The sequence below is a fragment of the Butyrivibrio sp. YAB3001 genome, from assembly GCF_900112195.1.
Taxonomy (GTDB): domain Bacteria; phylum Bacillota; class Clostridia; order Lachnospirales; family Lachnospiraceae; genus Butyrivibrio.
In genome coordinates, this window is the sequence record NZ_FOKR01000002.1 from 835,203 (window position 1) to 855,154 (window position 19,952).

The 19,952-nt window shown below is 38.7% G+C and carries 15 protein-coding genes; 3 read left to right on the forward strand and 12 right to left on the reverse strand.

Translation table 11 applies throughout. The features are described 5' to 3' along the window. Nucleotides 1-7 precede the first annotated feature (7 nt). Genes nusG through rpmG form a run of 3 tightly spaced genes read right to left on the reverse strand, consistent with a single transcriptional unit; the run spans nucleotide 8 to nucleotide 1,188 of the window. Entirely contained in the window at nucleotides 8-658 is a 651-nt protein-coding gene (gene nusG, locus BM086_RS03430; RefSeq protein ID WP_092323403.1) for a transcription termination/antitermination protein NusG, read from the reverse strand. Nucleotides 659-706: 48 nt separating this feature from the next. Then, a complete protein-coding gene (gene secE / locus BM086_RS03435) occupies nucleotides 707-991 on the reverse strand; it encodes a preprotein translocase subunit SecE (RefSeq protein WP_092323406.1) in 285 nt (94 codons plus the stop codon). Nucleotides 992-1,038: 47 nt separating this feature from the next. Further along, nucleotides 1,039-1,188 carry a 50S ribosomal protein L33 gene (gene rpmG / locus BM086_RS03440; protein WP_013281689.1) on the reverse strand — a complete coding sequence of 50 codons (150 nt, stop codon included), beginning with the start codon at nucleotides 1,186-1,188 and terminating at the stop codon, nucleotides 1,039-1,041. Between the two features lie 317 nt (nucleotides 1,189-1,505). On the opposite strand from rpmG, the gene BM086_RS03445 reads away from it, so the two are divergent. Beyond that, nucleotides 1,506-2,810, forward strand: a complete 1,305-nt coding sequence (locus BM086_RS03445; protein WP_092323409.1) for a hypothetical protein — start codon at nucleotides 1,506-1,508, stop codon at nucleotides 2,808-2,810. Nucleotides 2,811-3,020: 210 nt separating this feature from the next. Here BM086_RS03445 and glf read toward each other — a convergent pair whose 3' ends face one another. From glf to BM086_RS03475, 6 genes are all read right to left on the reverse strand, one after another. Continuing rightward, nucleotides 3,021-4,223, reverse strand: coding sequence for a UDP-galactopyranose mutase (gene glf / locus BM086_RS03450; protein WP_092323412.1), 1,203 nt, complete (start codon nucleotides 4,221-4,223; stop codon nucleotides 3,021-3,023). Nucleotides 4,224-4,346: 123 nt separating this feature from the next. Continuing rightward, the gene (locus tag BM086_RS03455; protein ID WP_013281692.1) at nucleotides 4,347-4,682 is read right to left on the reverse strand and encodes a hypothetical protein; all 336 of its coding nucleotides are present in this window, start codon (nucleotides 4,680-4,682) and stop codon (nucleotides 4,347-4,349) included. Between the two features lie 787 nt (nucleotides 4,683-5,469). Further along, nucleotides 5,470-7,083: a glycosyltransferase gene (locus BM086_RS03460; protein WP_175560077.1), complete on the reverse strand. Its 1,614-nt coding sequence runs from the start codon at nucleotides 7,081-7,083 to the stop codon at nucleotides 5,470-5,472. 96 nt (nucleotides 7,084-7,179) lie between these two features. After that, entirely contained in the window at nucleotides 7,180-8,214 is a 1,035-nt protein-coding gene (locus tag BM086_RS03465) for a tetratricopeptide repeat-containing glycosyltransferase family 2 protein (protein ID WP_092323418.1), read from the reverse strand. 154 nt (nucleotides 8,215-8,368) lie between these two features. Next, the gene (locus tag BM086_RS03470; RefSeq protein ID WP_092323421.1) at nucleotides 8,369-9,475 is read right to left on the reverse strand and encodes a hypothetical protein; all 1,107 of its coding nucleotides are present in this window, start codon (nucleotides 9,473-9,475) and stop codon (nucleotides 8,369-8,371) included. A gap of 18 nt (nucleotides 9,476-9,493) precedes the next feature. Beyond that, nucleotides 9,494-10,927 (reverse strand): MBOAT family O-acyltransferase, encoded by a 1,434-nt coding sequence (locus BM086_RS03475; protein ID WP_092323424.1) that lies wholly within the window; start codon nucleotides 10,925-10,927, stop codon nucleotides 9,494-9,496. 259 nt (nucleotides 10,928-11,186) lie between these two features. Here BM086_RS03475 and BM086_RS03480 point away from each other — a divergent pair, with 259 nt between their 5' ends. Both BM086_RS03480 and BM086_RS03485 read left to right on the forward strand, forming a co-directional pair. After that, complete coding sequence (locus tag BM086_RS03480; protein ID WP_092323427.1) at nucleotides 11,187-12,251, forward strand: hypothetical protein; 1,065 nt, start codon at nucleotides 11,187-11,189, stop codon at nucleotides 12,249-12,251. A gap of 313 nt (nucleotides 12,252-12,564) precedes the next feature. Then, nucleotides 12,565-13,647, forward strand: a complete 1,083-nt coding sequence (locus tag BM086_RS03485; RefSeq protein WP_092323430.1) for a GGDEF domain-containing protein — start codon at nucleotides 12,565-12,567, stop codon at nucleotides 13,645-13,647. A 42-nt stretch (nucleotides 13,648-13,689) separates the two neighbouring features. Here BM086_RS03485 and prfB read toward each other — a convergent pair whose 3' ends face one another. The 3 genes from prfB to BM086_RS03500 form a co-directional block, all read right to left on the reverse strand. Beyond that, a complete protein-coding gene (gene prfB / locus BM086_RS03490) occupies nucleotides 13,690-14,832 on the reverse strand; it encodes a peptide chain release factor 2 (RefSeq protein ID WP_092323433.1) in 1,143 nt (380 codons plus the stop codon). 387 nt (nucleotides 14,833-15,219) lie between these two features. After that, nucleotides 15,220-17,784: a preprotein translocase subunit SecA gene (gene secA, locus BM086_RS03495; protein ID WP_092323436.1), complete on the reverse strand. Its 2,565-nt coding sequence runs from the start codon at nucleotides 17,782-17,784 to the stop codon at nucleotides 15,220-15,222. A 198-nt stretch (nucleotides 17,785-17,982) separates the two neighbouring features. After that, complete coding sequence (locus BM086_RS03500; protein WP_141107689.1) at nucleotides 17,983-19,521, reverse strand: hypothetical protein; 1,539 nt, start codon at nucleotides 19,519-19,521, stop codon at nucleotides 17,983-17,985. Nucleotides 19,522-19,952 lie beyond the last annotated feature (431 nt).

A 19,952-nucleotide genomic window follows, 5' to 3' on the forward strand; every position in this document is an offset into this window, starting at 1 on the left:
TAAATAATTATGAATCAATCTTTCTAACTTCGGCAAAGCTAATCTCTACCGGAGTCTCACGGCCAAACAGATCAACGTTGATAGTTGCAGTCTGCTTACCAAAATCCATTCTCTGAACAACGCCAGCTGTGTCTTTCCAAACGCCTGCTATAACAGCAATCTCGTCGCCAACACCGAAGTCCACAGAAATTGTATCAGTCTTAATGCCAAGAGGCTTAATCTCTGCATCTGTGAGAGGAACAGGTTTACTTCCCGGTCCAACAAAGCCAGTAACTCCACGTGTATTACGAACAACATACCAGGTTTCGTCGTTCATGTCCATATTGACAAGAACGTATCCGGGGAAAAGCTTTCTCTGAACAGTTTTGTGAGCACCATTCTTGACTTCTACCACATCCTGTAAAGGTACACGTACCTCAAGGATCTGATTCTCAAGATGTCTGTTCTCGATAGTCTTCTCAAGATTAGCCTTAACCTTGTTCTCATATCCTGAATATGTGTGAACAACATACCAATGAGCATTCTCATTGACACTGCTTGTTCCAGTCTCTGTTGCTGCTTCCTCATCTACAGAAGCATCTGATAATACCTCTTCAGATACTGTCTCGGCAGAATCTAATGACTCCTGGTCAAGATTCTTTTCCATTTCTTCTGACATATTATCTCCTTTTTAATTCATTCAAGCTTTATAAGCCACAGTTCCAAATCAAAATACTGAAGTAATAAAATTCACTCCATACTCAAATACTATGTCTAATACTGCAATTAAAGCACAGCAAATAATGGAAACTACAACTACAGCTGTTGTCTGCTTAATTATATCGTCTTTTGCAGGCCATATAATCTTTCCGAATTCTGCCTTAACCCCAGCAAAGAAACCTGAAATCTTTGAAAAAGCTCCATCTTTAGACTTCTTATTCTTCTTAGCAGAAACAACCTTCTTTGAACCAGAAGTTTCGGAATTGTCCTGTACTACCTTGGTCTCTTCCATACCCGTAGTATACCTCCCTTAACATAAGGATTAATTGTCAAAATTAATTACTTTGTTTCTTTATGTAAAGTATGCTTCTTGCAGAATGGGCAATACTTCTTCATTTCAACACGATCAGGATGTGTCTTCTTATCCTTAGTTGTGTCATAGTTACGATTCTTGCAATCTGTGCATGCTAATGTAATTCTTGTACGCATTATTTCACCTCCGGGCGTTTTAATCTACTATTCTACCGCGCCACAAATCATTATTTTTTTGCATAAAAAAAAGACGTAAAACTCATGTCGCTTGTCTAATATATCATAGTCTAACACTTCCGTCAACGGTTTTTCAATCATAATTCTAATATTTTTATTAAAACGCTAATTTTTAACGGTTTTTTAATTGACTTTTATTTTCTAAGAAGTATTATTAAGGTAACTAAACATAGCTTTAAAGCCCCAAGTGCGACTGATGCCAACGGAATGGCAGAAGAACCAACTCGTACTGTATCAAGGAAGAAAGGAGGGGCATTATGGCAGGCATTTCTTTTCATGGTGCTTACAACCATTTCATACAAGATTATGTGTCGAAAGACGTGGCTCACGCCGACAGTCATCGAAAGGATGAACTGCGGGATGTATATAGATCGATCGCCAGGATCAATAAGAATTCCCCTCTTTATCTTATAACTGATGATGATAAATCCCGAGATGATGCGATTGATATAAAAGAGAGAGCAAGACAATTACAGGGAAGTATTATTGGCCTTAATAATCAGGAGGATAAATCTTCACTGAATCATACAACTGGTTTTACTACTAATGAAGATAAAGTAATTGCTTCTTATATAGGAAAGACTCCCGAAGAGGATATAGGAAACGTCGGATTTACGATAACCGTTTCCTCACTCGCCTCCGCCCAGGTTAATACAGGACGTTTTTTACCAAGGGATTCCAGCGGTATGACAGCAGATAATTACGCCTTTGATGCGCGCGTAAACCATCAGGAATACGAATTCCAATTCAGCGTTTATCATACCGATAAAAATATAGATATCCAGCAAAGGATTGAGAAGCTTGTCAACAAGGCTTCCATCGGATTATCCGCCAGCATTCTTCAGGATAATCAGGGGCGCACCGCTCTTCAGATATCCTCAACAAGGACAGGACTTAAATCAGGAGAGCTCAGTCAGTTTGAGATTTATGAATCCTCAGGCACACTGGCAAAGGGTGCCGTTTCGTATCTGGGGCTAGACCGTGTTTCAGCTCCCGCATCAAATGCTCATTTTGCTTTGAACAATGAAGAGAAGGCTTCTGTATCCAATCGTTTTACCGTAGGCGGTAAATTTGATGTTTTATTAAAGGATTTGACTTCTCCTGCCGAAATAATAAGTGTAGGAGTTAAAAAAGACAACGAAGCGCTCAAACATCATATAGAATCTCTTATAAAGAATTACAATGATTTTGTCGTAGATGCTTCCGGAGAACGGGGTGCCAAATTCAAAAGCGATAAGCTTAAGTTTGAACTTGTCAGCATAGCAAAACAGTATATGACTTCAATGGAAGATACAGGTATTGTTCTGGATGCTGAGGGAACCATTTCAGTTGACGAGGAATTGCTTACACAGGCCATATCCGGTGCAGAAAGCACTGCATCACTGGCACCGATAAAGAGATTTTCCAATGCTCTTATAGAAAAGACCAAGGACATTTCCGTTGATCCGATGAAATATGTGGAACGAACTGTTGTAAATTACAAAAATCCTGACAGTCAGGATGGAACATCTCCTTATATTACAAGCGAATACTCCGGGATGATGTTCAATAATTATTGCTAAGAAGCCTCATTTTTCCTGAGGCCTCGGTCGTATCTACTGCAGGGATACGATTTGAAATTATAAAGTTGCCTGCTACTTAGGCAACAAAGCGCGGCGTGCTCAATGCATGCCGCGCTTTTTATGTATGCGCACTCGCACGAGATGAAAATGACGCTAAAGCATCCGTGCTCGGCGAAAGAGTTTCGCAAGCAAAACCCTATCATTATTTCTTTACTTCTCAGCCTGAACCATATCAAGTGCTGCTCTGATAACCTGATCCATGTTGTAATACTTGTACTGTCCAAGTCTTCCACCAAAAAGAATACCCGGAAACTCTTTTGCAAGTTCTTTATACTGCTCATAGAGCTTATTATTCTTTTCATCATTCATAGGATAGTATGGCTCATCACCATGCTTCCAGTTTGCGGGATATTCTCTTGTGATGATAGTTCCCTTTCCCTGCCCGTACTCGAAGTGCTTGTGCTCGATAATTCTTGTATAAGGCACTTCTCTCTCAGTGTAATTGACAACCGCATTGCCCTGATAGTTATCCACATCAGGAAGCTCCTCTGTCTCAAATCTAAGGGATCTGTATTCCAAAGTTCCAAGCTTGTAGCCAAAGAACTCATCAATCATTCCAGTGAAAAGAATCTTGTCAAAAGAATCACCATTTACTGATTCAAACGGAACAGCCGGAGTGTTGCCGCTCATCTTGATGAAGTCATAATAGTCAACACCGGTCTGAACCTTGATCGTGCCGTTTAAGAACGGAATCTCACCTTCTTTTCCTATAAGAAGGAGCTTTTCAACTAAAGCAGTATAGCCGCCGATCGGGATTCCCTGATATCTGTCGTTAAAATAGTTGTTGTCATAAATAAAGCGCATCGGAAGACGTCTTATGATAAACGCAGGAAGTTCACTGCAATCTCTGCCCCACTGCTTCTCTGTGTAGCCCTTAACAAGCTTTTCATAAATATCTCTACCTGCAAGAGAAAGAGCCTGTTCTTCAAGGTTATCAGCAGTAAACTCATCTGTTCCTTTCTCTTTCTTCATGCGCTCAACTTCAGCATCTGCCTGCTCTTTTATAATCTTTTTAGCTTCGTTGGGAGTTCGGATGCCCCACATCTTGCTAAAGGTGTTCATATTGAAAGGAAGATTGTAAAGTTCATCCTTGTACACAGCCACAGGACTGTTGATGTAGTTGTTGAATTCAGCAAATCTGTTAACATAGTCCCAGACTTCTTTATCTGATGTATGGAAAATATGTGCGCCATACTTGTGCACATTTATCCCAAGTTTATTTTCTGTATATATGTTGCCGGCGATGTTGTCTCTTTTATCGATAACAAGGACATTTTTGCCCTCTGCTGCCATCTCATGCGCAAAAACAGCACCAAAAAGGCCAGCACCCACAACTAAATAATCGTATTTCATACAAACCTCCATATAATAAAATTGTATCAAGATTATATCATATATTTAGATGATTTTCCTGAATAGCACATGCAAAAAGGAGCGCTCATTTAAAAGCGCTCCCTTAAAAGATTCTCTATCTTATTAGTCTGCCTGGTACTTATCAAGCTGTGAGAAGTCTCCCATCATGTCAAGGATCTTCTTACGTCCAGCTTTGTTAAGCTTAACATACTGCTGCATTACACGGTTCTCAACGATTTTCTTGCCAAGGTCTGATCCCTGCTCAAGTGTTGAGAAGTCGACCGGGTTAAGGTTTAAGCGATCGCACATCTTGATTACTGTGCCATAAGCCATTCCCTCGATTCCCCTATCTAATGCTGTTACAAGTGTGCTGTATGGAATAGACATATCAATTGCAAACTGTCTGACACTTTTATACTGCTGTAAGATTTCCTTCTTTAAAATCTCTGCTTTTGTCATGCCAATACCTCCTATTTATATTTTTTTCGAATTTCATCTCTTTCCTTTTGCAGAAACTAGTTTATCACATAGACGTTTTTTCGTCATTCACTTTTTAAGGGAATTTTCTAATAAAATTTTATCAACATTGCCCACAGTTTTTTGGCATTTTAACGAAAATGCATATGATAACAAGAATTTGCGAAAGTGTTCACACTTTTTTCACAACTCGCCGTTATAATAAAAGACTTTATAACGTTTATGACGTTTTTACGCTCATTAATTTTCGCTACAATTCACACTGTCATTGACGAAAAAACAAACAGTGCATATGCCTTACACGCATAAACACTGTTTATCTGCTTTTTTAATCCCATATTTTATTGTTCAAATATGACATAACACCGTTGTAGCCTTCTTTCGAAATACTGCACACTTTCCGTATATTTCCTATACATTCTAGCTCGAATCAGGCTGTTTTCCTTGTTATCATAATTACATCTTTATATTGAATTGTTTTATTTTTGTTGTTTTTTCGTACTTATGCTATTTATTTTTATGTTTTCTACCCACCTTGAACCGAAGAAAAAGGTAGATCAATTTAGCAAATAGACTGCCAAATCAAAATACACCAGGCACCGCAAAAGGAAAGTATATAGCATGGCATACTTTTAATACCAGATAAATGATAAATTATAAATTGTTAATCTTTGCAAAATGAAATTCGAAAAAATATATTAGGTATTGGGTGAAAATTAATTCCACATACTTATGATAGCATTAATAAACTGAGTAATTTATTAAGATTTTATAAAGAAAATCTGTCATCACCAATATATTCTCCGTCAGCCTTCAAATACCTGTATATCTGCGGCTTGCAGGCGATAGCTCTTTCTGCGATAACTATGTCAAAAGAGTGATTCCCATCAGGAATTCTGATAGTATTTGGATTTCCAAAATAAGTCTCATCCACAATATTTTGAGCAATTCCCGCAGCAAACACATTGGGACAGATGCCGCAGATATAGACATTTGAAACCTTGTTTTTTATGTACGAAGCGTTTGCTCCCATTCCGCAGGAAAGATCTAGTACTTTCAAGATTCCTTTTTTCTCATTGCAGAGCCTTATGACTTCATCACAGGCAGACACCCAGGGTAAAGAATATTCCCAAACGTCAAATTCCCATTTTCCCTTAAATTTATTTCTGCCCTTTTCCATGGCGTCATTGTGGCCGCTGAACCCATCACCGCCATTGTGGTACACAAAGCTGTTTTTGCATATATATTGCTCAAATCCGGCAATAGAAAGACGTATTCCCAAATCATCATCTTCAAAATATCCGGGCGAATACAATTCGTCAAAGACTATTCCATCAGCTGCAACTGAATTTACTGCTTCCCTTGAGATAAGTACCGCAAAGCCTGTCAGTCTGAATGTGCGGATGTAAGGATTTTGCATGAATGTACTCTTGCTTGTAGCAAACAGTTCAAATGTCGTTATGGCATCCTCGGGAAGACAGTTCTTATGCCATGGTCTTTTATTATCCGTCAAAAAAGCTTCTTGCACCCTTTTTAGCAATTCTTTTTGCTCATGGGTATATAATGCCGAATGTGCTTCCAAAGAGTTCTCTATGAAGTCTTTAATTTCATCCGAGCTTATTTCCTGAAGTGACGCACTGTTTGACAAGGCAGAGACTGCTCCGACATTTCTATTGTCATAAAGCCCCATCCGCATAAAGAAAAGAGAAAGCGGCGTGATAACAGCATCATTATTCAGGAAAAATATATCATTTTCAAGATCACAGTTTTTTGCTCCCAGATTACATCCTTTGGGAAAGCCCAGGTTTTCACTGCTTTCTATGAGCGAAAACTTAAGTTTTGAAGAGGATTTCTTTTTTCTTAGATAATCTATTGTTTCCTTCTGAGTTGACGCATTGTCGACAACGACTATCTCTGCACTGTCGAGGGCTACATATTTTTCAAGAGCCTCTATGGACAATCTGCATAGTTCAGGATCATTGTAAGAAAGGATCATTACACTGGTATTTCTTACTCTCACCCCCGGAAGCTTTTTTACCTCATCAAAAGAACTCTCAACCACTGCCCTGTCCTCCGGAACAGAACAATAATTGAGAGCCATCTCCATGCATAAATAGGCCCAATTGACATTGATAGTCTTATAATAAAGGCCCATCATATAATAAATTTCATAATTGGTATAATCGTATAGAAGTCCTCTTGATAACGCATTAAGTTCTGCAGCGCCATCATTTAAAGCTTCCCATATTGTTCCTTCAAGGACACATAATCTGGCTGCATCTTTGCCGCTTTGTTCGTCTATATGAAAATACTCATCCTGAAATTCATAAAGGGCTTCCTTGAAATTGCCCTCAGATATCAGTTTTTCAAGATTTTCATACACTAAGATGTGCCCTCCGAAAGAAGCATATATTTTAGATAAGATCATAGAAATACGCATTCACTGCGTATTTCGCATAACAATGATTAGGCAAAATCATTACGACAGACTACTTAAATCATTCAAAATGTCATTTGCTTCTCTCTCGTAATCGTCCGCCTGCTCGTCATTTCCAAGTTCTCTATAGCACTTTGCAAGAGCAAGTCTCGGCAATTCGAGGTTCTTCTTTAGATCAAGGATGCTCTTACTTTCGTAAGCTGCATTGTAATACCACACAATTGCTTCATCGATATCTTTTTTATTAAAATAGAAATCTCCAAGCTCATAGCACATTTCGCTGGACATATCAGTAATAGCATCTTTTAGTGAGAATTTAAGAAGCTGGTCCGCATCTTTTTTCAAAACTGCAACATGCGCCAAAACGCAGCAGGCTTCCTTGACTTCATCAATAGTTCTTCCGTTATCAAGAGCCGCTTTCTTAAAGAAATCCTCTGCCTGAAGGAAATCATCGTCAGTACCGGCCATGAACAGTTCTCTTGCATACATTCCCAGAAGTCTTCTGGAAATCTTGCGCCCATCATTTATAGCCTTCCTGAAGGATGCCAGGTCGCGTCCTGCATGATTTTCTCTAGGGCGATGAATTATCTCAATATCACTGTCACAAACCACAGGTTCTAGTGAAACCTGCTCATGAACAGGATCAACCCACACAAAGTTCCTCACTCTTCTAAAGAGCTTAGGTCTAAGTTCTTTATCGTAATTATATACAGTTCTAAAAGCAAGCTGATTTGAGTAAAACATCTGTACAATGTCCACATTAAGCTCGCCAATATCTTCTTTTAACTTTAAAAATCTCTCTCTGTTTTCCTCATCAAGTTCCTCATCCGCATCAGCAGCGTAAATATAATCTCCCTTTGCAAGAGAAAATGAATAGTTTCTGGCCTCGCTAAAATCTCCTGTCCATGCAAAATGGTATACCTTGGCGCCCTTCTCCTTGGCAATTTCCACTGTTTTATCAGTAGAGCCGGTATCGACAACTATCATCTCATCAACAATGCCTTTTAAGCTGTCAAGGCACTTTCCAATGCAGCTTTCTTCATTTTTTACTATCATGCAAAGACTTATCGTGACCATGTATACACCTCCGTCCGAATAAACAATGGTATATACTAATGTTATCGTTTTATCGACTATTTTTCAAGATGTATCTTATTTCCATAAACTAATTAGTGCGCATATTCTAAATCAACTTAGCCGATTTAGAATATGCGCACTTATAAATGCATCTTTATCTCCACTCAAACCCATTAGCCTTTACGATGGCCTTGATATCTTTAAGGTGAAGGTCCCATGAAAGGTAACGTGTATCTTCTCTGTGATCCTGGATCAGTGTTCCATAAAGATTCTTAAGTGTTGTGCCAAGATATGCTGAAAACTTGCTTGCTCCGTAATAGTTCAAGTGTGATGGATCGTAAATATCAGCACCGCTTGTAAAATCAATTCCAATATCATCGAGATGAGTCAATGTGTAATCGAATATCACATTGTCTTTTCCCTGAGCATTCTCATTTGCAACATACTGCACAAGCCAATTGTATCTTCCATCCTCGTCCTGAATCTGATCTGTAACCTGCTCTGCATTAACCTTGTATGGAACAACCGTAATATAGAGCTTTATGTCATTTTCATAGGTGTAATCAATTATTTTCTGCAAATACTCAACAGATTTATCAGAAGGAGCCACCACATCGCTGGTATCAACATAAGGGTCCTCAACTGCCATCTGCTGAAATACCGGATAAAATCCCTTGTAATTTGCGTAATCATAAGAGAGCTTCTCGATATCCTCTTTTTCAAGAGAATCATATCTGTCGTGATAGCCGAATATTGCAGGAAAATACTTATTCCACACATCTTTTTTCCAGTCAAAGGACGCAATCATCATCTGAATCTTATTAAGAGAAAACTTAAAGCCACTCATAGACTCTGCAAGATAGTAATATTTGTATTTGTGATCTTCCTGAAAAGCTGCCGGGGTAAAGAAATCAAGGACCACCACCTTAGGCTTTTGGTTTTTGCAAAATTCTTTAAGGTAGTAATAAGAGATCCAAAGTGGCTGTTCAGCAGTAGAATAGTCATAAGCAGAAATCCCATAATCTTCCCAAAGCTTTGCAGTATTTATTCCATAATGAACATGACTTGAACCAAGCATAACTACATCAACTGTATCCTTAGGCTGTTCATACATTCCAAGACACTGTTTAACACCGTGATCTGTCCTGTCCTTAAGGATAAAATCAGCTGTTTTTAAGCCGCCGATAACAATTGCAAAGAAAAGAACTACTGCCACTATTCTTCTAATAGTTACCTTTTTATTTTTTATTTTACGAATCATTCAGTTACCCGCTTTCATTTAAAACTGCATGTAAACAAATCTTCTAATATCTGCGCCTGAACCATATTTTCCAAAAATCAGTACAAAGAGCACGATCAAAGAAAGGAAAACTGCTCTTGAATAATCATTTCCACCTGTAATTATCATTTCAGGGGGAATAGTCTTCTGGCGGCTTGCCATATAATCAAGAATAAACAAAAGTACAAAACTTATCAGCACAATCCACCATTCAAAGGATGAAATGCCAAGCATTGCTGATTCGGTCATTTCAAGACCTGATGTAATTGGAACAACTGTGTTTAGCGGAATCATTCCTTTTATAAACATAAGTGCCTGTGACAAGCTGTCTGCCCTAAAGAAAATCCACGCAAAGGACACAAGGCAAAAGGTTATTATTTTTCCGACAGTTCCTTTTATAAGGAAATCAAGTTTAGTTCCCTTGATCAAATTTGCAAGAACATTGCATATTCCATGCCATAGCCCCCATATAATGAAGCTAAGTCCCGCTCCATGCCACATTCCGCATATAAGGAACACAACCAGTGTATTTATCATCTTCCTGACATTGCCGTGACGATTTCCGCCAAGTGGAATATATACGTAATCTCTCAAAAAATTACTGAGTGAAATGTGCCATCGTCTCCAGAAAACAACCGTAGATTCAGAAAAATACGGTGTTTTAAAGTTCTGAGTAAGTTCCAGGCCAAACAATACAGATATTCCGATCATAATATTTGTATATCCGGCAAAATCACAATATATCTGTATCGTATACAGAAGAGATGCAAGTATAAGTGTCACTGACCCATAAGAGCTGATATCTAAAAACACAGTATCAACCACAATTCCTATCCTGTCAGCAATGACTAGCTTCATGAAAAGACCCCAACTTAAATAGGTAACAGACCTTATGTAATGATTCAGATCAAGTACTCTCGTGTTTCCGCATTTTTCAATCTGAAGTGCAAAGTCTCCCGCTCTTTCTATAGGTCCGCTCATCCACTTGGGAAACCACATCATATATAGCGCATATTTAAGTGGATCTCGCTCAGGCGCAAGCTTGCCCATATACAAATCCTCTATATAACTTATTGCCTGGAATGTATAAAATGACAAACCAATCGGAATCGGAGCTGTATTTAAGCCTTTTTGCTGCGCAATCCACGGAATATATTTCCAGCCTAAAAGAAGCAGCGAAAGTGCTGCAATAGTAACACAAGAAACGAATTTTTGCAAACGGATATTTTTCTTTTCATCAAAGAAAAGGACTCCCACTCCCCATGTGATCACAGTGACGGCAAGCAGGACTAAAAGGCCATAATTGCCCCCTTCGAGATAAATAAAAATAATACTTCCCAAAAGCAAAATATATTTGCGAAGGTTTGCAGGAAAAATATGAAATGTCAAAAAAAGCAAAATAATATATATGATTGTTGTTGCCTGAAGTAGCATGAATACCCCCAATTATTATGATTGCCATTGTACAATTGATATTAGCGTATTTGTTACCCATCAAATGCTGAAGTCAAATTCTAACTGAATGCACAATAACATTATTCTCAATTACCGGTTACTCGACAAAAACTCGCTCAAGTAACTCTCTCCCAAATTGAATGTTATCATTTTTCTGAGATAGTTACAACTGCAGCCAAATGGTGTAGAATTGGTGGTGATTGTGCGTTACTAAAAAGGCAGAAAATGAAGAGGTATTATGAGAAAATCATTTAAAAATATATTTACTAATGCCGTAATGGGGCTTGGAATTCTTTCAATAGTCTTATGCGGAGGATGCGGAAAAAATGAAGTTGCAAAGGCAGAACCCTATGATGGTAGTTCTTTTGTAAGGGAAGCGGAATATACACAGGCAGGCGAGAATGCAAAAGCATTCGCCCAAAACTATGAAGTAATTCAGAATTTCGATCAAAAACTGAGCGTTCCAACATATATAACCAAGCTTGGTGATGACTGGTTCATTGTTGACTGTTATCACAACAGGATCATTTATTCTGACACACTTGGAATTCCTCTTGATCAGTGGAAAATCATGACAAGCGAAGTCACTCAGCCTCATACTATTGCAGGTGACGGAAAAGTGCTTGTCGTTGATGATACGGAGAATAATCGTATCCTTGGCTTTGAAAAAATAGATGGAAAGTACATTAACACACAGGTGATCGGTGACGTAGGCACAAGACCTCATTACACGGTTTACGATGAAATTACAGATACTTTCTATGTATGGAGTTCCAAGACCGGCGAGTTATTTTGCTTAAGGCACACTCCGGATTCTGCAAAGCTCTATGTAACAGACATCCTTAAGATAAAAGAGCTCGATGGAATCTATGTAAGGTCTTTTTCAATAATTGAGGGTGAAATATACTTTGTTTCCGGAGTATCTGATGAAGGAGCACCTGCCAAGATTTATTGCTGCGATTTAAATACGCTTTCGATAAAAAAAGAGATATCGGTACCGGATTCCATGGCAGGCATGGTTCAGATCACTAAAATTCAGGACTATTACTATATCACAATCTCAACAGACTTAAGTGGCAGTCAGGACTATGCAACCATAATCCGTACGAAAGCTCTCGATAAATTAAGTTCAGGTGAGTACGAAGATATTTACAGTACATATTTTGTCGGTGGCGGAACACCTTACTACATTTCATACGCTGATGGAACCTATTTCCTCACTGAGCATCGCCTTAAGGACCACTCCATCTGGAGTTTTAAAGTCGAGAAGAATCAGATAAAGGATGTCACTACTTTATATTAGAACAGGTTTCGTCTAGTGTGCTGGCTTGTTCATATTTAATCAAATGACGAAGTAGATCATTTCATAGGCAAGGATGATAAATCGCAGGCAATGCGGGCATTGTCAAGATTTTCAGACGTAGCATATGAAATTGAGATACAAGTTATTTGATTGAATATGAGCTAGACAGTACACTAGTTTTTCAGACAAGTCATTTGATTGAATTAGATTCATGCAGTATGCTAATACATTTTAATTTATTACTACTTTATAATAATTTTATTCTTCCTTTATTTCGTTTTTATTAGTACAATAGAAACGAGGGGTATTTACAATGAGAGTTTTTTCTAACGCAATAACGTTAATTGAATTATTTAAAGACTATCGCTCAATGGACAGCGATGATAAGAATAGTTTCTACCAGTCCAAATGCGATTATTACCAGAATTATGTCAGCATCAGCCTTTACGCCGGTGTTCTTTTTTCTATAACTTTTCTTTATTCAGACTACCTTTTGAATGGTAGTTTCCTTCCCACGCTGTTGCCAAGGCTTTCAATTTTGGCAGCGCTTTTGTTGTTTATCTTAATAACCCATTTTACGAAAAAAAGAAGCATAACAGTGTTCATGGATTTCTTCCTGGCTCACTGCATTGTCTTCGCAACCATATGGTCAATATATCATCTTGATAACAAGATTCATGCAAGTGAAGGCTTCATCATCATGAATCTTGTATTTCTTACTGTGGGGTTCGTAGCAAAGCCTAAAGAAACTGTGATTTCGTCTCTTATCTTTATTTTTGAGATAATTATATCCCACTCTTTCAATCACTACTCAAATGTGGATATTATCCTGGCGCTACAGGTACCAAGCGCTCTTGCCGTGATCACATCGCATTTTCTTCTAATGCTCTTTTATCTGGATCACTACAGAGTCAGACAAAAGCTTGAACTTGCCATGGTGACCGACCCTCTTACCCAGGTTTACAACAGACATCTATTAGAAAGAATAGTTACTAAGAACGCATTAAAAGATGTTCATGGACCTATTGCAATTGCTATGCTTGACATTGATTATTTCAAGCAGGTCAATGATGAATATGGCCATTACACCGGCGATCTTACACTTCTTTATATCGGTCAGAAACTCTCCAAGGGAACACACGAAGATGATTATGTTATCAGATATGGAGGCGAGGAATTCATCATTATCCTTAAAGATTGTGATGTAAATAATGCCTGTGCAAGAATGGAGCAGTTCAGACAGGAAATTGAAAACGCAACAGACACCCCTGTAAGTATTACTGTTTCTATCGGAGTATCGCGTTATAATGGTGATTTCTCCAAATCTATTCAAAATGTTGACCATGCGCTCTACAAAGCTAAGAACTCCGGCCGAAACATGGTTGTGGTTGTGTAAAATAATACCCCGGTAATGCATTTACCGGGGTTCTTTTTATTCTTATTCTTCAGAAGTATCTCCAACAGGTTTTCCGCCTGTAGCAAGCCACTTAAGATATGCATTGATAAATGGATCAAGTTCACCATCTAATACGCCATCTGCATTGGATGCCTTAAATCCTGTACGTGTATCATTAACCATTGTATATGGCTGAAGCACGTATGAGCGAATCTGGCTGCCCCATGCGTTATCCTTAACTTCACCACGAATGCCATCAAGCTTTGCCTGATTTTCTTCCTGCTTCATGATAAAGAGCTTTGCCTTCAACATCTGCATAGCTTTATCTTTATTCTGGAACTGTGAACGCTCATTCTGGCAGGCAACTACAACTCCTGTAGGAATATGAGTGATACGTACAGCAGATGATGTCTTATTGATGTGCTGTCCACCGGCACCACTTGAACGATAAGTATCAATTCGAAGGTCATCAGGATTGATATCGATATCAACATCTTCTTCAATATCAGGCATTACATCACATGACACAAAAGATGTCTGTCTCTTTGCCTGAGCGTTGAACGGGCTTATACGAACAAGTCTGTGCACACCGTGTTCAGACTTAAGAAGACCATAAGCATTTGTACCTGAAATCTGGAATGTAACTGACTTGATTCCTGCTTCATCACCGTCAAGAAGATCAAGAACTTCTGTAGTAAATCCCTTACGCTCTGCCCATCTTGTATACATTCTGTAAAGCATTGATGCCCAATCACAAGCCTCTGTTCCACCTGCGCCGGCATTAAGTCTTAAGATTACATCATATTTATCATATGGTCCGTTCAAAAGATTGCTGATACGGATATTCTCAAGAGTATCCTCGAAATCATCAAGTTCTGCTCTTATCTCAGCAGCCATATCGTCATCATCAACACCTTCTGCATTCTGCATGTCTATAAGGTCAATGATATCTGTATACTGGTTGTTAAGTCTCTCAATATTTGCAACCAGATCCTGCATATTCTTGAGGTCTTTTGTCTTCTTGTTGGCCTTCTCTGCATTATCCCAAAATCCAGGCTCTTCCATCTCACGGCTAAGCTCTTCAATTATCTTTTTCTTAGTGTTAAGATCCAAAGAAGCTGTAACTTCTTTCAGTGTTTCCTGAAGATTCTGGATCTCAACTTTCATCTGATCAAGTATTACCATATTGTGCTCTCTTTCTATAAATAAAACGACTATTACTGCTTAAGTATGTTGCCCTCTCGCTTTCTACGAGATTCAATAAGCAACTGATTTGCGCATTTATTCTATGTCAGGCAACCCCAGGCAAATGATAATGTTTTTAATCTGCGCATTTATTCCATGAATTTGCCCCAAATACAGTGGCATAACCCATCTGTTTCGGGGCAATTATAAACGAATTCACATTTATTAGTCAAGTGGTGAATTATCGAATGATATTTCAGAAATGCGCACTACGCTGCGCATTTCATGAGAATATTATACAAGTGCAAATAGGCCCTGCGGCGTAGTCGCACTGGAATGGCCTATTTGTTATATATTCCCGAGCTTTATTCGGGAATATATGAATTATCAAATTTTCCCATGGCAGTTCTTGTATTTCTTACCACTTCCGCATGGACATGGATCATTTGGATAAACCTTGGCTTCCATTCTCTTTACAGGCGCCTTGGCAAGCGAATCATCCTTGTTAGTTCCTGTCACCTTAGCAACCTGCTCACGTTCAACTTTCTCTTCAATGTGAACGTGGAAAAGAAGTCTTACAGTATCTTCTCTGATTGCCTTAGTCATATCATCGAACATCTCATAGCCGGCAAGCTTGTACTCAATCTTAGGATCTCTCTGACCATAAGCCTGAAGTCCGATACCCTGACGAAGCTGATCCATATCATCGATATGATCCATCCACTTTCTGTCGATGACCTTAAGAAGAATTACACGCTCAATCTCACGGATTGTCTCAGGTTCAGGGAATTCTGCCTCTTTTGCCTCATAGAGCTTGACAGCCTCTTCTTTAAGCTGCTGTTTGAGGCCACTCTTAGTAAGATTGTCAATTCTTCCTCTTGTAATCTTCTTAAGAGGAACTGTAGGAAGAAGCAGTTCATTAAGCTCCTGGAGGTTCCAGTTGTCAGGATCATTCTCTTCACCAACAACTGTCTCAACATTTGCCTCAACAATATCTGTGATCATCTTGTAGATAGAATCACGAAGTGACTCACCGTCAAGAACTTTCTTACGCTCTGCATAGATGATTTCTCTCTGCTCATTGTTAACCTGATCATAATCAAGAAGATTCTTTCTTATTCCATAGTTGTTGGACTCAATCTTCTTCTGAGCTGATTCGATAGCCTTGGAAAGTGATGCATGCTCAATTTCCTGTCCATCCGGAATCTTAAGAGCGTTGAACATTGCAATAAGTCGCTCAGATCCAAAGAGTCTCATAAGATTATCTTCAAGTGAAAGATAGAACTTGGACTCACCGGGATCTCCCTGACGTCCGGCACGACCACGAAGCTGATTATCGATACGTCTACTCTCATGTCTCTCTGTACCTATAATCTTAAGTCCGCCTGCTGCTCTTGCATCCTCGTCAAGCTTAATATCAGTACCACGACCAGCCATGTTAGTAGCAATTGTAACAGCGCCTTTTCTACCTGCCTCAGCAACTATCTCAGCTTCCATCTCATGGAACTTAGCATTCAATACCTGATGCTGGATTCCTCTCTTCTTAAGAAGTTTGCTTATCTCTTCTGAAGATTCAATAGTAATAGTACCAACAAGAACAGGCTGTCCCTTTGCATGAGATTCAACTACTGCATCGCAGATAGCGTTTAATTTCTCTTTCTTGGTCTTGTAAACAGCATCCTGATGATCAATTCTGATAACCGGCTCATTAGTAGGAATCTCTATAACATCAAGTCCATAGATATCACGGAATTCTCTCTCTTCTGTAAGAGCTGTACCGGTCATACCGCACTTCTTTTCAAATTTATTAAAGAAGTTCTGGAATGTAATAGTTGCAAGCGTCTTGGACTCTCTTTTTACCTTAACGTGCTCTTTAGCTTCAATAGCCTGATGAAGCCCATCAGAATAACGACGACCAGGCATAACACGTCCTGTGAACTCATCAACGATAAGAACTTCATCGTCTTTTACAATGTAATCATGATCTCTCTGCATGAGGTTATTAGCACGAAGAGCCAGAATAATATTGTGCTGGATCTCAAGATTCTCAGGATCAGCAAGGTTCTCTATACGGAAAAATCTCTCAACCTTGGCAACACCCTGCTCTGTGAGGTTGACAATCTTATCCTTCTCATTGACTATAAAGTCACCTGTCTCTTCTCTCTCAACTCCCATGATGGCATCCATCTTGGTGAGTTCTTCCATATCTTCGCCTCTTGTCATCTGCTTGGCAAGGATATCGCAGGCCTCATATAACTTTGTAGACTTATCACTCTGTCCGGAAATAATAAGAGGTGTTCTTGCTTCATCAATAAGAATAGAGTCAATCTCATCGATGATAGCATAGTTCAGACCACGAAGAACGCACTGTTCCTTGTAGATAGCCATATTATCACGAAGATAATCGAAACCAAGTTCATTATTGGTAACATATGTGATATCGCAGTTGTACGCTGCTCTTCTCTCCTCGGGAGTCATACTGTTAAGTACAACACCAACTGTAAGTCCAAGGAATTCATGAATCTTACCCATCCACTCAGCATCACGCTTAGCAAGGTAGTCGTTGACTGTTACAACATGAACACCCTTACCGGCAAGCGCATCCAGATATGAAGGAAGTGTAGCAACCAAAGTCTTACCTTCACCGGTTCTCATCTCGGCAATTCTGCCCTGGTGAAGTATTACGCCACCAATAAGCTGTACTCTGAAGTGTTCCATTCCAAGCACTCTCTTGCCGGCCTCTCTGACTACTGCGTAAGCCTCAGGCATGATGTCATCCAAAGTCTGACCATCTGCAAGTCTCTTCTTAAACTCCTCAGTCTTGCCTCTTAATTCGTCATCTGAAAGAGCCTGCATCTGAGATCTCATAGCCTCGATAGAATCAACAGTTCCCTTGATTCTCTTAAGTTCTCTTTCACTATGTGTTCCAATAATCTTATCAATAATGCTCATTTCGTATATCTCCACATAAAAAAGGGTATATTTGCCCTATATTTTAGCAAAATCCATTCTCCATTGTATCAGATTTTAGACCATACTACAAGTCAAATTGGAAACTTGCCAGCATATTGTCAGTTTATGTTGTTACGGCTCACTTGTTTGCTTCTCCAGCTGATAATTCGCGTATTTCTGCCTGAACAGTAGTGTTTATCACTGCTTTTTCTTAAACAAATAAAATATAAAATCGTAGCCACTGTAGCTGTATGGCGCCTGGTCTATAAGATCATATTTTTCAAAAATAAATTCAGGATATGTGTCCCTTGCAATCACAAAATCTGTCATCGCTTCTTTTATATATCTGTCCTGTTCTTTATACGGATTATTCTCCGGTTCAGGAACATCAAGCGTTTGTGTCTGAAACCACCGGCAGGATGGCACAATTCCCGTAAGCGTATAAAGTCCCGCATCAAGGCATCCGATGTTCAGAAGCGTTGGATCATCTTCTGTCAGCACCTCGTCTCTGAAGCGATATAAAAACATATTTTCTTTTGTCTCCGCTAAAAACGGAATATTCATGGATGTAAAATAAATAATTATAGTTGAAAATGCACACAAAAGCACACTTATAAGTATATCTTTTACACCAAATCCTGACATACTGTTTTCTTTTCTTTTTGCCAGGAAAAAATCAATAACTTCTCCACAAAGTGCAACGCCCAACACCGAAAAAACGCTAAGCGGCAATGAATAATATGGCAATTCCCTGCCGCCAATAAAAATACCCATGAACATAAATGCAAACAAAATTGGGGCAGCAAACCTTGTTAGAATCTTTTGATTTCTTTTTAATAAAGAATAAAAAAGTCCCAAAATAACAAATGCAAAATACATAAAGTTGTCCCATATGAGCCAGTACAAAATCTTAGCCATGGTGTATATTCTGCCAAAAATCCCGCCCATCGCCTCATTAGGATAAAGAAAAACATTTATGTAAACATATCCCCAATACCAGTCGTAAAGGGCGTGATTTAGCGCAAAATAAATAATCCACGGTACAAAAGGCACAAACATTCCCAAAAGAAATATTACGCAGGCTTTAATACTCGAAACAAACTCTTTATGCGTCAAAAAAGCGAGCCACACAAGCGCCATCCAGGCAAAAAAGAAGCCCAGCCCGGTAAACTTAATGTTAGCAATTAATCCCGCAAGAAGGCCGCCAATAAATATCCGTTTAAATGACATTGTTGAATCCGGATACTTGTTTTTGAAATAATCCAGGAGAATGTACAATCCCCATATATAAATAGGAAGACATATTTCCTCAGCTGCTCCTCCCCACCAAAAACTTCTTGACGATACAATCGTCATAAAAGGAAGCGGCGCAAGCAATGCAGCTATACGTTTTTTGGTATACAGCGAAAGAATTTTATTAAATCCAATGATATCTAACGTTCCAAGAATTATCTCAAGTAAAAAGACACCTTTGAAGGTAGTATGTGAAACCAGATATGCAAGCCCATACAAGAAATAAAGATACATTCCCTTCTGATCAAAGACATCTCTGTAAAGCACTTTCCCATTAAACAGCGCTTTTCCCATAGAAAAATAGCTGTTCGCATCATCCCAGTTATTGCAGACATACAATAATGATGACCTTGAAGCCAACAGCAAAAAAAGAACGGCTGATAACAAAAAATAGCCGTAAACAAAAATATTCTCAATTGATAAATATAATCTCTTCTTTTCCATAGCGGTATTATAGCATATCATTTGAGCAAATTAAGGAAATCTTAAGAATTTTCGACGGTAAATCTTAAGAATTTTATGATAACCTAGTTTTGTTGCTCATTTCTGAGCCATCAAAAATATCTGTTACTTCTATATTTCCGGCTGCTACGCCTTTAATCGGCAAGTATTTGTGAGTCGTAAACTATTTTTCATTTGTTGAAAACCGCTTCCCGTTTACAGCATTTTCTCAAAACACAAAAAACTTTGCCGCTTGCACAGCCTAACAAATCCACGACAGTAACAACAGAAAGGAATTAATTAATGACAAAAAATTTATTAAAACAATTCTTTCCGGTTCTAAAGACCGAAAAAGAAATCCTGGCAGAAATCTGCTCAAAACCAGAACTTTTTGCTCTCTTCACTTCCTGGACTGAATATCAGCAAAAAGAATT